At 60.7% G+C, this 12,690-nt stretch carries 12 protein-coding genes; 11 read left to right on the forward strand and 1 reads right to left on the reverse strand.

All coding sequences use genetic code 11. From position 1 onward, the window contains the following. Positions 1 to 204: 204 nt before the first annotated feature. Entirely contained in the window at positions 205 to 1,908 is a 1,704-nt protein-coding gene (locus ACTNDJ_RS06915) for an OPT/YSL family transporter (protein WP_441083485.1), read from the reverse strand. 306 nt (positions 1,909 to 2,214) lie between these two features. On the opposite strand from ACTNDJ_RS06915, the gene ACTNDJ_RS06920 reads away from it, so the two are divergent. The 11 genes from ACTNDJ_RS06920 to ACTNDJ_RS06970 all read left to right on the forward strand — a co-directional run bounded on the left by ACTNDJ_RS06920 (position 2,215) and on the right by ACTNDJ_RS06970 (position 12,641). Beyond that, entirely contained in the window at positions 2,215 to 3,066 is an 852-nt protein-coding gene (locus ACTNDJ_RS06920; protein WP_154514831.1) for a type III pantothenate kinase, read from the forward strand. An 88-nt stretch (positions 3,067 to 3,154) separates the two neighbouring features. After that, entirely contained in the window at positions 3,155 to 3,679 is a 525-nt protein-coding gene (locus ACTNDJ_RS06925) for a deoxycytidylate deaminase (protein WP_154514829.1), read from the forward strand. A gap of 188 nt (positions 3,680 to 3,867) precedes the next feature. Continuing rightward, positions 3,868 to 4,146 (forward strand): NifU family protein, encoded by a 279-nt coding sequence (locus ACTNDJ_RS06930; RefSeq protein ID WP_370450539.1) that lies wholly within the window; start codon positions 3,868 to 3,870, stop codon positions 4,144 to 4,146. A gap of 109 nt (positions 4,147 to 4,255) precedes the next feature. Next, on the forward strand, positions 4,256 to 5,077 hold the full coding sequence (gene lgt / locus ACTNDJ_RS06935; RefSeq protein WP_441083486.1) for a prolipoprotein diacylglyceryl transferase: 822 nt from the start codon (positions 4,256 to 4,258) through the stop codon (positions 5,075 to 5,077). 146 nt (positions 5,078 to 5,223) lie between these two features. Further along, a complete protein-coding gene (locus tag ACTNDJ_RS06940; RefSeq protein ID WP_441083487.1) occupies positions 5,224 to 7,407 on the forward strand; it encodes a DUF6020 family protein in 2,184 nt (727 codons plus the stop codon). A 167-nt stretch (positions 7,408 to 7,574) separates the two neighbouring features. After that, a complete protein-coding gene (locus ACTNDJ_RS06945) occupies positions 7,575 to 8,381 on the forward strand; it encodes a YebC/PmpR family DNA-binding transcriptional regulator (RefSeq protein ID WP_441063650.1) in 807 nt (268 codons plus the stop codon). A gap of 165 nt (positions 8,382 to 8,546) precedes the next feature. Beyond that, positions 8,547 to 9,092, forward strand: a complete 546-nt coding sequence (locus ACTNDJ_RS06950) for a hypothetical protein (protein ID WP_195838499.1) — start codon at positions 8,547 to 8,549, stop codon at positions 9,090 to 9,092. Then, entirely contained in the window at positions 9,085 to 9,462 is a 378-nt protein-coding gene (locus ACTNDJ_RS06955; protein WP_441063648.1) for a DUF2273 domain-containing protein, read from the forward strand. The genes ACTNDJ_RS06950 and ACTNDJ_RS06955 overlap by 8 nt, the downstream gene beginning before the upstream one ends. 44 nt (positions 9,463 to 9,506) lie before the next feature. Then, positions 9,507 to 10,028 (forward strand): Asp23/Gls24 family envelope stress response protein, encoded by a 522-nt coding sequence (locus ACTNDJ_RS06960; protein WP_154514821.1) that lies wholly within the window; start codon positions 9,507 to 9,509, stop codon positions 10,026 to 10,028. Between the two features lie 207 nt (positions 10,029 to 10,235). Then, complete coding sequence (locus ACTNDJ_RS06965) at positions 10,236 to 11,258, forward strand: YitT family protein (RefSeq protein ID WP_427718279.1); 1,023 nt, start codon at positions 10,236 to 10,238, stop codon at positions 11,256 to 11,258. A 150-nt stretch (positions 11,259 to 11,408) separates the two neighbouring features. Continuing rightward, positions 11,409 to 12,641 (forward strand): zinc-ribbon domain-containing protein, encoded by a 1,233-nt coding sequence (locus ACTNDJ_RS06970; RefSeq protein WP_441083488.1) that lies wholly within the window; start codon positions 11,409 to 11,411, stop codon positions 12,639 to 12,641. Positions 12,642 to 12,690 lie beyond the last annotated feature (49 nt).

The raw sequence follows: 12,690 nt of genomic DNA on the forward strand, positions 1-12,690 counted from the left end.
TCGCGTTGCGTGCGTAGTTTCTCCACCCAACTTCGGTTCATCCCCGGCCCGCTTCTATTGCTAACCCTAAACGGCCGGCGCGGGGACAACCCCAGCGCGCCGGCCTTTCTTTGTTTCGATATCAAAAAGCCCGGTCGGCAGCCGCGAAAACTACCGACCGGGCAAGCCGTAGGCAATATGGTTGCTGTCGAGCGGCTGCTCAGCTTATCCCAGCAGACTCAGGCCGACGGAGACAAACGCCAGGATAACGCCGACGATGGACTCGCCTCCCAACAGGCCGCTGGCGACGACCAGGCCCTGCTCCTGGAAGGCAGCATCCTTGGAAGCCTTCTCCTCGTCCGAAAGCTCGGCAACGGCATCGCGGCGTGCGGCCCACTTGTCGTAGGCGAGCTTGACGCAGGAGCCCAAGAAGGCCGTGAGCGACATATAGAACGGCAGGTACACGCCCAGACCGATCATCATGGCCGGAATGCCGAGCCAATACATGACGATGCCGGCGATAAAACCGCCTGCGAACCACGGCACGCTCGGGATGCCCGAGACCGTGGTGGCGACTACGCTTGCCTGCGCGGCCACAAAGCTCTTGTCGGGACCAAAGGCGTCCGGACCATAGGCGGTGACGAGCGCGACCATGACGGCGGCAGCGACCAGTGCGCCCACGATGCCGCCGATGGCCTGGCCGATCCACTGTGCGCGCGGGTTGGTGCCCAGCACGGCGCCGGCCTTAAAGTCGTTCATGACGTCGCCCGCAAGGCCGCACGCCACGGCCACGATGCCAGCGATAAAGAACAGCTTGACCTGCGCAAGCCGCGCGAAGGCCGCTACGATGAGCATGACGATGAGGCCAAAGATCTCCATGGGGTCGATACCCGTCTGGCCGCAGCTCTGCGCGCTCATGATGGTGGTGACAAAGGTGAACAGCGTGACGATGACGGCTGGGACGGGGCCAAGGTCGAGCGCGACGACGATGATCGCGGCGATGGCGGCGGTGCCCAGGCCGATGATGCCGGCGTCGAGCTTAAGCGAGCCCGAGATGAGCGACTGCTCGTCGGTGTCGGTGGAGCTGTCGGCGGCAAGACCGCGGATGATACCGGCGACCTGCGGCAGGATGTCTTTAAGGACGACGGCGACGCCAAAGCCCATCATAAGGCCCATACCTAAGGACTTGACGATACCCTGCGCGGTCACAATATCGAACAGGCCGGCAGCGGTGCCGCCGACGATAATGCCAAAGTTGCCCAGCAGCGCGCCGGCAAACCAGAAGGCGACGGGGGCAAAGCCCACCAAAAAGCCGATGGACAGCAACATGGGCGAGTTGTAGATGGCAAAGGTCACGCCGGGGATATTGAGCGTGCACAGCATGCTGGGCACCACGCCCAGGGCGTCGCGCAGCACGCTATAGATGCCTGCGATGGCCATGGAGCCAAAGAGCTGCTTGCCGGTCTTGCCGCCAGCCTCGGTAGCACGCAGGGTCTGGGCTGCGGCGTTGCCGGTGGGAAACTCCAGCGCGGCGTCCACGATAAAGTGACGGTGGATGAGCGCCGTTGCTAGAAGGCCCAAGATGGTGCCGGCGAGCGCCACGATAAACATGTCGAGCCAGCTGATCTGGTCGGCATAGCCCAGCATCCAGGCGCCCGGGATGGTAAACGCCAGGCCGCCGGCGACCATGGCACCCGCGGACATGATGGTGTGGGTAACGTTGGCCTCGTTGAGGCTGGCATTGCCCATGAGCTTAAGGAAGAACAGCGAGATGACGGCAGCGAAAATGATCGGCCAGGGGAGGGCGCCCATCTTGAGGGCCGTGTAGGCCGAGCTTGCCGTGATAATCACGCAGCCAAGGACGCCGATGACGACGCCGCGCAGCGTGAGTTGACCGCGCATAGAAGTGCGGTTCGAGGGATTGCCCATATAGAACTCCTTTGCGTATATCCGCTTCCCCCGCAAGCGCCGCTACGGATACGGCGCGGGAAGTCGGGTTACCAAGGGCCGCCGCGTGAGCTCGCGCACGACCGCGCATCAGTATAGCGGCAAGGTAGTCATTTTGGGACGGGGCTATTTTAGCTACCCTTTGACAGTCGACGAATTATCTGGGATTGGGGCAAATATCAACCGACATATTGGGGTAGCTAAAATAGCCCCGTCCCAAAATGACTACCTGGGATGGCTGGTTCGGGTAGGCGATATACTGCTGGGCAGACGAAAGGAGCGCCGACGATGCTTAATGGGTGCGCATATATATTGACGGTCGACGTGGGCAACACGTTCATTCGCTTTGGTCTGTTTGCCGAGGATTCGGCCGCGGCGCAGGAATGCCCGCTTGCGACGTGCGAGATCACGACGCCGCCGAGCATTACGGCCGATGAGGCGCGCATGAGGCTCGCGCGGGTCATGGGCGCACTGGCAGCCGATGCGGGCATGCCTGGTGTGCTCGTTCCCGCGGCAGCAGTGCTGAGCTGCGTGGTGCCGGCGCTCGAGCGCCCGTGGAAGGCGGCACTTTCCCGTACCTGCACGGGGCGCGTGCTCACCGTGGGGCCAGGACTTAAGACCGGCATGCCCGTGCACTACGACGACCCGGCCGAGATCGGTCCCGATCGCATCGCCGACGCCGTGGCGGCCCGTGCCGTCTACGGCTCTCCGTGCATCGTGATCGACCTGGGCACTACGACCAATATCGAGGTCATCGATGCGCGCGGAACCTTTGTCGGCGGTGTTATCGCGCCGGGGCTGGCGCTCGGCGCTCGCTCGCTCTCGGCCGCTGCGGCGCGCCTGCCGCAAGTCGAGCCCTCGGCACCCACGCATGTGATCGGTCGCAACACGCGCGAGGCCATGCGCTCGGGCGTGGTCTTGGGCGAGGTGGCCCGTATCGACGGCATGCTCGACATGGTGCTTGCCGAGATGCGCTCGACCAAGGCGGCAGGCGAGGGCAGCGTGCCCATTGTCATCACCGGCGACGATGCCGAGGCGCTCGCGGCGTTGGTCGGCCACAGCCTGACGGTAGACGACGCGCTGACGCTGCGGGGTCTCGCCGAGCTGTACCGCATCAACCAAAAGCCTCGCCGCGCATAAAGCCAAGGACGTCGGCGCCGGGAGGAAACAGCCCCGCCTTTCACCTGCTACAATGGGCCAAACTATTTCGATTTCGGAGGTGTCTGCCATGTCGGACGATCTTCATCAAACCGCGTCGGGCAAGCGCCGCGACGTTATTAGCTGGGACGAGTTCTTTATGAGCGTGGCCATCGCCGCGCAGCGCCGCAGCAAGGATCCCAATACGCAGGTGGGCGCGTGCATCGCCAGCACCAACCACCGCATTCTTTCGGTGGGCTACAACGGTACGCCCTCGGCGCTCAACGACGACTTTTTCCCGTGGGGCACGAGCGATGACCCGCTGCAGGACAAACATAACTACGTAGTTCATGCCGAGGCCAACGCCGTGCTCAACTACCGCGGCTCGCTCAAGGACCTTGAGGGTTCCACGGTCTACGTCACGCTGTTCCCGTGCCACGACTGTGCCAAAATCCTGGCGCAGGTAGGTGTGGGCGAGGTTGTCTATCTGGACAATAAGTACGCCGACACCGACGACGGCCGCATCAGTCGCCGCATTCTCGACTCCTGTGGCATTAGCTTCCGCCAGGTTATCGTCGATGTCCACATTGGTACCGGGGAACAAACGCAGCAGTAGCGGCAGCGTGTACGAGCGCCGGGCGTTGACAAAAGCGGCTAATTAAGCCCCGTTCCAAATTGACTGTCAAATTAACTGCTCGTGAAAGTCGTGTCCGCGCGCATGGACGGCTCGCGAGCGGGTACATGGCTGTAGTAACATAGCTCTGTCCGCGGGCGCGCCCGCGTTATTGTGAGAAAGGAGCCCCTGTGGCTGTTAACGAAGAGCTGCTTAAGAAGGTTCTTGAAGAGATTCGCCCCAACCTGCAGGCCGACGGCGGCGACATGGAGTATATGGGCGTTGATGACGAGGGCGTCGTCAAGCTGGAGCTCCAGGGCGCCTGCGCCGGTTGCCCCATGAGCGCTCTGACGCTTTCCATGGGCGTCGAGCGTATCCTCAAGGAGCACGTGCCCGGCGTTACGCGTGTCGAGCAGGTCAATGCCTCCGGCGAGGCCGAGGATCTGTACGACGAGTATGCGCCGTTCTGAGAAGCGAAAGCTGCGGGCGATGTGCTCCGCATAGACGTCATGCCCAAATGTGCGGCTGCGAGCGAAAGGCCCGCGGCCGCATTTGTATGTAGGGAGCAGGGGGACCGATATGCTCAACGACCTCTACCATATGCTTGATCCTGTCGCCATTTCGGCGGGGCCCATCACCATCTACTGGTACGGCTTGGCCTATGTGGTCGGAGCTCTGCTCACGGCGGTCGTCATGTACCGCACGCAGCGTCGTTGGGGTTTTGACATTACGGTCGACGACCTGATGAGTGTCGTGGTTGGTGTGGTCTTTGGCCTCATCATTGGCGCCCGTCTGTTCTACGTCATCTTTTACGGTGACGGCTACTACTGGGCGCATCCGCTCGAGATCTTTGCCACCAACGAAGGCGGCATGAGTTTCCATGGCGGCCTGGTGGGCGGCATCATCGGCGGCGTGCTCGTGTGCCGCATGTACAAGCTCGACGCCTGGACCATCGCCGACCTTGCCGTTATCGGTGCTCCGCTGGCCCTGTGCCTGGGGCGCTGCGCCAACTTTGTCAACGGCGAGCTGTGGGGCAAGCCGACCGATCTGCCCTGGGGCGTGATCTTTGGCGGGACAGCGGGCGATATGCCGCGCCATCCATCCCAGCTCTACGAGGCATTTCTCGAGGGCATTGTGCTCTTTTGCATTCTGCAGGTGCTCAGCCGCAAAAAACCGCTGCTGCCCCAGGGTGCGTTTATGGGCGTGTTCGTGATGGGGTACGGCATCGTCCGCTTTCTCGTTGAGTTCGTGCGCGTGCCCGATGCCCAGCTGGGCTATCTGCTGGGCGGCGTCATCACCATGGGTCAGCTGCTGAGTTTGCCGCTCGTGATTGCGGGCCTGGCGCTCATCATTTTTGCCCTCCGTCGCAACCGTCCCCAGCGCATCTATCTCGACGCCTAACCACCATATACCACCACAAAGGGGACAGGCACCTTTGTGGCGGTTTTGCCAGGCAACGATGACAGAACCGTAACGTTTCCCCAGATAAAACCTGCCAAAATAAACCTGTCCCTTTTTGGCAGGTTTCTAGAAAGGCTTTTCGGACTGTGAAGGATTCCGATCTCTCCACAACGGCTGCGCGCGACGCCGCCCGCATCGTTTGGTTTAAGCGCTATCCCGCCAAGCAGACGCTCGTCGCATTTTTGCTCGCCCTGCTGGCGACCACGGCGTTTTCCATCGATCCCGCCCCGGTGTCGAGCAACGCGGTCCTGGCGATCGATCCAAAGGCCTCGGGCATGCTTTACGTGTGCTACGAGGTACTCCTCTCATTTGCCGGCCATACCGACGCTGTGATGCTGCTCGCGCTGGCCTGCCTGCTCACGCTGCCGTTTCGCTATGTGTTCTTTGGCCGCGGTGACGCTTGGCGCCCCTCGGTCGTGCTGCCGTCGCTGTTCTTTGCCGTCTGCATGGTGTTCGGCCGCAGTTACGACCTCACCGATTCGGCCGAGATTGTGCTGGGCGACAAGGCGCGCGTTATCTGCGCCTGGATTGGCGGCGCGGGCTGGATGCTTCTGGCGATTGTGTCCTTCTATCTGGCTTTTGAGTTTTTGGATTGGTTGAGTTCTCGCCGCATTCCGTTTTCGGAGGCGCATTTTGGCCGCGTGTGGCGTGTTGCCCACGCCGTGCTCTCGGTCCATCCTTTTGTTGGGCCGTTTCTTGTACTCATGATTGTCTGGGCGCCCACGCTTATCGCCTCGCTGCCCGGCCTCTTTATGGGAGATACGGGCGCGCAGATTCGCCAATGGTTCAACTACCCCAATGGCACGAGCGACTACCTGCGCCTGCTTAACCCCAACGTGCTGCTCAACGGCCATCATCCGGTGGTGCACACGGCCATCATCGGCTCGTGTGTGCAACTGGGGTTTTCGCTATTCAATAGCGCCAATGCGGGTCTAGCCATCTACACCTGCGCCCAATTTGTCATCACGGCCGCCTGCGTGGCCTATTCCATATCGTCGCTGCGCAAGCTGGGCGTGAGCCTGCCGGTCCGCGGCGTCATCTTGCTGTTCTTTGCGTTTATGCCGATGTTCTCCAACTACGCGGCGCTGCTGACCAAAGACGTACTGTTTGCCGATGCGTTTCTGGTACTGCTCGTTCAGACCGTCAAGCTCGTGGCATGTGGCCTGCCCCGTCGTGATGTCAATGCCGAGCGTGCGGGCGAGCGCACGCCTGTGCTCTTTGCGCGCCACGACTGGCTGTTGCTCGTGCTGGGCGCCATGGGTTCCACGTTTTTGCGCAATGGCGGCCTGGTCTTTCCGTTGGCGGCCTGCGTGATCGCGGCGGCGTTTTGCGCCTGGGACGCGCATGTGGCCCGTCGCGTGGTCAAACAGTCTGGCGTCGCACCCTCATGCGCCACGCCGCGCTTCCGCTGGGCCGGCGTTCTCGCGGTGCTCGTGCTCTGCCTTGCCTCCAACATGTACTTTACCAAGGTCTTTATGCCCGCGCACGATATCACGCCGGGCTCCAAGCGCGAGATCCTCTCGATTCCGTTTCAACAGACGGCGCGCTTCGTCCAAAAGCACGACGGCCTTAATTCGGGCGTTAACCCCAAGGTCAAAGACGACGGCACGATTGAGGAAGCTCCCTGCGACGGTCTGGTGACCGATAAGGAACGCGCTGCGATCGATCGGGTGCTCAAGTACGAGAATCTGGGCCGCCGCTACAACCCCGACAAGTCGGATGCCGTAAAAAACTGTTTTAACGAGTACGCCTCACAGGAGGACATCAAGGCCTATTTTGAGGTGTGGGCCCAGATGTTCAAAAAGGATCCCGAGTGCTATATCTCGGCGCTCATCAATAACTACTACGGCTACTTTTATCCGAGTGCCCGCGATGCGTGGGTCTACAGCACGGCGCGCAGTGCCGAGATCATGGCGAAGCCCGATAACCTCAAGTACTTCGACTTCCATCCGGTCGATAGCAAGGTTGTGCGCTGGTGCGACCACCTGATCAACCTGTATCGCGTGGCAGTACAACGCATCCCGTTTATCTCGCTCACCATGAGCTCGGCCACCTATGTGTGGATCATGATCGCTGTGGTGGTCTATCTGCTACGTCGTCATTCGTGGCGCGGGCTGGCCATTTGGGTGCCGCTGCTGGGCGTGCTCGCCGTGTGCCTGATCGGTCCCTGCAACGGCTCGACCTACATGCGCTACCTGTATCCAGTCATCGCCTGCATGCCCTTTGCCATCGGCGCCACCATCACCCGCAGCGACCTCCTCTGGTCCTAACTTGGTGCAAAGGGGACAGGTTACTTTGCACCAAGGGGGGCTGCATCATCACGACGCCTTCATTTTGGGGTTTATCTCGCAGGCCACTAGGTATATCATAACGACGTTTGTTTATATTGCCCGAGCATCTGCGCTGGGCTTTAGGTCGAAACCGATAGGAGACACGTATGTCCGGACACTCTAAGTGGGCCACAACCAAGCATCGTAAGGGCGCGCAGGACGCCAAGCGTTCCGCCCTCTTCTCCAAGCTGAGCCGCAACATCACCGTTGCCGCCCGTCTCGGCGGCGACCCGCTGCCCGAGAACAACGCCAGCCTCGCCGCTGCCGTTGCCAAGGCTAAGGCTCAGTCCATGCCCAAGGACAAGATCAAGTCCGCTATCGACAAGGCCTTCGGTTCGGGTGCCGATGCCGCCGTCTACGAGAACATCGTGTACGAGGGCTATGGTCCCGCCGGCGTTGCCGTCTACGTCGACTGCCTGACCGATAACCGCAACCGTACCGCCGCCGATGTCCGTTCCGCCTTCTCCCACGCTGGCGGCAACCTGGGCACCTCCGGCTCCGTCGCCTTCCAGTTTGAGCGCAAGGGCCAGATCGTCGTCGCCAAGGAGATCCTGGACGAGAACGCCAAGAAGGAGACCATGATCGCCAACGGTGCTGCCGGTGACGAGGAAGAGTTCATGATGGCTATCGCCGAGGCCGGTGGCGACGACTACGAGGACGCCGGCGAGGAGTGGATCGTTTGGACCGCCGCCAACGACGTCATGGCTGTTTCCAAGGCGCTCGAGGAGCAGGGCATCCAGGTCAAGGGCTCCGAGACCACTATGGTTCCGAACACCCCGACCGAGGTCTCCGGTGCCGACGCCAAGAAGGTCCAGCGCCTCATCGACCGTCTCGAGGAGCTCGACGACGTTCAGGATGTTTACAGCACCATGGACATGACCGACGAGGTCATCGCTGCCCTCGAGGAGGAGTAGCGCCTGCACGGGTTAAGCTGTGCATATCTGGGCATAATGAAGCGAGCATACAAGCCTCGTGGAATAGATGAGCCGGATCCGCGTGCGTATGGCACCGGACCCGGCTCTTTTATAATGATGCGAATCGTTTTGCATTCTGTGGACCGAAACCTGAAGGGAGCGCGCGTGCGCGTACTCAAACGAGCCCTAGCAATCGTGTACCTTGCCGCCGCCATCGTGGCGCTGGGCACGCTTGTCTGCCAGTTCTGGGGACCGTATACGTATCGCTTTATGCTGCTGTTGCGTGACACCATGCCTCGCGTCGTCGTTACGGTGTGCGCCGCCATCGTGGCACTTGGCGTGCTCATCGGGTTTTTCCGCCTGATGTTCGCGCGTCGCGAGCCGTCCTGCGTACATCCGGCGGGGGAGCGCAACATCGAGGTCACCCTCGCAGCGCTTTCCTCGTGCGCTCGCGCTGCGGCAGAGCGCGACGACCGTGTGATGGTCGAGCATGTCGAGGCGCGCGTGCAGGGTTCCGACGAATCGCTCGTCCGTTTTAAGGTCGACGCCATCGCGCTCGATGACCGGGACGTGGCCTCCCTTGCAACCGCGATGCAGCAACGTATCGAGGAGGCCTGCGACACCATGCTCGGCACGCCGGGCACGACCGCGCGCGTCCGTTTTTTGCCGTCCAAGACTACCGTCCAGACCGTGGAGGTTTCCGGTGAGTGATACCAATCAAGACAAGACCGTCCGCACCCCGCGCCTGACGATCGACCAGAACGCTACGCCGGCAGGCGAGTCCGCCGACACCAAGCCCGAGGCCGGCGAGCACCACGACAGCGCCGCCAGCGACTTTGACGAGGCCATGGGTCTCATCAAGGGTACGGGGGCGGCCATCTGGAGCTATGCCGTCCGTCATCCCAACACCACGCTCGGAGCCGTCGCTGGTTTTGTGCTCGCCGTGCTGGTGCTCACGCTCGGCCTGTGGGACACACTCGTCATCGCATTCTTTGTGCTGATCGGCGCCGTGATTGGCCAGATCCGTGACGGCGAGAACGGGATCGTCAACTTCTTCGGCCGTCTGTTTAGCGGCCGCTAGTATGTATTCGACCGCCGCGTGTGCGGTGGGCATAAGGAGGAACCATGGCTTTTAACACGAAGGTCGATGTGGCCGATACCGAGCTCGAGGCAGACGAGACCGTCGCCGCCGAGGCTGAGGACGTAACGCTCGAGGACGGGGCGCTCGTCGAGGCCGAGCCCGCCGACGATGCGGACGAGGATGACGAGGAAGCGGACGAGTCCGAGGATTCGCTGACCTATTCCAACGGTGTGATCGAGAAGATCGTCGCCATGGCCACCCGCGAGGTGCCGCACGTCCTGGGCATGAAGGGCAACCTTATGCACTTTGTTCAGGAGCAGTTTGGTGCCGAGAACCTGACCAAGGGCGTGACGGTCGAGGTCACCGATGACAACCGCGTGGTCGTCAACATTTCCGTCATTATCGAGTACGGTGCCTACGCACCCGCGATTTTCGACGACGTTAAGGCGCGCGTGACCGAGCGTCTGGCCGCGATGACCGGCCTTGAGGTGGCAGGCGTCAACCTGCGCATCGAGGATGTCATCACCCCCGAGGAGTACGAGCACCGCACCAGCCAGCACGAGTAACCTACCAAATAGGGACAGGTTTGTTTCGATAGGTTTTACCTGCGAAAACGCTAAACGGTCGACCGCGCAAGCAAAAGTGCGGTCGACCGTTTTCTATATGCCCTCGATGTAGTCATACCGCTCGTCTAACTAGGGGTTGCAATCTTCGCGCTCCGCGTTACCCTAATGGGCGCATTGTTTCCAAATTGTTAACGAGGGGTTGCCGTAATGGCTGACGAGCACGAAACAGAAAGCAAGGCATGGGCGATTGAGGCCGCCGCGGCAGAGGCGGCATCGCGTGCCGCCGAGGAGGTGCATCGTCCTCCCGTGGTGCCGATGGAGCGCGTGGTCGATCGCGCCGATATCGAGCGCGGCGAGCGTGCCGGCCAAAAGCGCAGCCAGGAGCCGGGCTTCCCGCGCTTTTTCGCCGAGCTCAATCTGGGCCTGATCCTTACGGCCTTTGCCATCGTTGCGTTTAAAACCCCTAATCATTTTGCCTTCGGCGGAACCTCGGGCGTGTCGGTCATTCTTTCCACGCTGTTCCCGACTCTGCCCGTCGGCGTCTTTATGTGGATCATCAATGCGGTTCTCGTCGTCTTGGGCTTTATCTTTTTGGAGCGCAAGGCAATCCTTTGGAGCGTATTTGCCTCGTTTGCGCTTTCGGCCTACGTCTCGCTGTTTGAGCTCTTCATTCCGACGGATGTTTCGATGACGGGAGATATGTGGCTCGACCTGTGCTTTGCCGTGATTTTGCCGGCGCTGGGCAGTGCCATTGTTTTTGACATTGGCGCCTCGACGGGCGGCACCGATATCCTTGCCATGATCCTCAAGCGTCGTACGACGCTCGAGATTGGTCGCGCCTTGCTACTGGTCGATATCGGCATCGTGACCATCGCGGCCTTTTTGTACGGTCCGCGCGTTGGCCTGTACTGCGTGCTCGGCCTGTTTGCCAAGACGCTTGTGGTCGACAAGGCCATCGAGAGCATTCACTTGCGCAAGGTCTGTACGATTATTTGCGCCGAACCGCGCAAAGTCGAGGAGTTTATCGTCAAGCATCTCAACCGCACGGCAACGATCAGCCGCGGCTACGGTGCCTTCTCGGGCAATTGCGTCACAGTGATCATGAGCGTGCTGAGCCGTCGCGAAGCAGTGCAACTGCGCCGTTATACCCGCGATATCGATCCAGATGCGTTTATCACGATCGTTGACAGCTCCGAGATCGTGGGCAAGGGCTTCCGCGGCACGAACTAGCGCGGATATACCCTTCGAACCATTGAATAAAGCCGCCTACGTTTCAAATCGGTCATCTTGGGGTATTTGTCCCCACATTGGGCGATAATGTTGCCAAAGACGTCGTTTGCGATCCAGGTAATTCGCTCTAGATACGAAGGGATGATTTCGATGTTCTGTTCGCAGTGTGGTGCCCCTATGGGCGATAACGACAAGTTCTGCGGCGTGTGCGGTGCCCCTAATGCCGGTGCTGCAGCCTCCGCTCCTCAGGGTCAGCCTCAGCAATTTGTCCCCCAGCCTTCCATGAACGTGCCCAAGGGCTGTGTGGCTCAGGCGTTCCAAGACATGACCAAGACTCCGGGCGTGCTGCAGCGCGTGTGCCAGATTGCTTTTTTGCCGGCGCTTATCTGTGTCGTGTCGGTGCTCGTGCTGTTCATTCCCGTTATCGGCGGTATTGCAGCTGCCATCGGCTTTTTGGCCGCCTGCGTGGCGAGTGTGTGCGGTTCGGGCTTTGGCATCGAGTGGGGTCGCGACCTGTCGCTTAAGATCGATGACGGCATGGATCGTCCGTTGATGCGTTCCACATCGTTTGGCCTCGGGGTCTTTTCGAGTGTTATTTCGGTCGTGCTCGAGATTATCGCTGCCATTCCCGTTATTGGCGTAGTGCTTTCGCTGGTGGAGAGCGTGGTAATTGGCGCGGCGGGCTCGTATTCGCATTACGGCTCTTATGCGCTCGAGACTGCGCTGTTTGGCTCGCTTGGCCTGCTTGTCCTGGCTATGATTGCCACGGCGGTCTTGGGAGTCTTTTTTAAGATGTTCGCCGATATTGCCGTGATGCACTTTGCGGTGACCGGTCGCGTCGAGAGCGCGTTTTCGCTCGACAAGGTCTGGGCGGCCTTTAAGAACAATAAGACCAAGCTGTTTTGCGCTTCATTCCTTCCCGAGTTTTTGACGGGCCTGGTTGCCAACGTTGTCACATGGATCTTGACGGCGGTCTTTGGCGCTATTGCCTCTGTCGGTATGTATAGCTACTACTATCGTCCTACGGGTATTGAGGCAATTGTTACCGGCGGTGGCATCTCACTCGTGCTGTTCCTGGTGCTGATCGCTTTCGTCACCGTATTTCTAACGGTCTTTGGCAAGATGCTCAAGCACCGTGCCGTTGGCTATTGGGTCGCACGTTATGCAAGCGAGTGGGCCGACGAGGATAAGGACGACGTCCTGACGTTTGTATTGCCCTTCGAGAAGAAGTCCGCTCCTTCGGGTTACAGCGCTCCGGATGTCGCGCCTGAGCCCGAGCCTGAGTCTGCCCCGGGATCTGCGCCGGAGTCCGAGCCCACGACGGAGTCCGAGCCCACGACGGAGCCCGCGCCAAGCTCCGACGAGGACCCGCAAGACGAGTAGCCCTGTCACCTGCCATTTGGGGACGGGGTGGAAATGGTAGAAATAGTGC

Origin of the sequence: Collinsella sp. HCP3S3_D1, from assembly GCF_052064015.1 — a bacterium.
Classification (GTDB): Bacteria; Actinomycetota; Coriobacteriia; order Coriobacteriales; family Coriobacteriaceae; genus Collinsella.

Coding starts and splice junctions, on each gene's coding strand:
- ACTNDJ_RS06945 (WP_441063650.1), top strand. CDS start 7,575: ATGTCCGGACACTCTAAGTGGGCCACAACCAAGCATCGTAAGGGCGCG.
- ACTNDJ_RS06970 (WP_441083488.1), top strand. CDS start 11,409: ATGTTCTGTTCGCAGTGTGGTGCCCCTATGGGCGATAACGACAAGTTC.
- ACTNDJ_RS06915 (WP_441083485.1), bottom strand. CDS start 1,908: ATGGGCAATCCCTCGAACCGCACTTCTATGCGCGGTCAACTCACGCTG.
- ACTNDJ_RS06965 (WP_427718279.1), top strand. CDS start 10,236: ATGGCTGACGAGCACGAAACAGAAAGCAAGGCATGGGCGATTGAGGCC.
- ACTNDJ_RS06920 (WP_154514831.1), top strand. CDS start 2,215: ATGCTTAATGGGTGCGCATATATATTGACGGTCGACGTGGGCAACACG.
- lgt (WP_441083486.1), top strand. CDS start 4,256: ATGCTCAACGACCTCTACCATATGCTTGATCCTGTCGCCATTTCGGCG.
- ACTNDJ_RS06925 (WP_154514829.1), top strand. CDS start 3,155: ATGTCGGACGATCTTCATCAAACCGCGTCGGGCAAGCGCCGCGACGTT.
- ACTNDJ_RS06960 (WP_154514821.1), top strand. CDS start 9,507: ATGGCTTTTAACACGAAGGTCGATGTGGCCGATACCGAGCTCGAGGCA.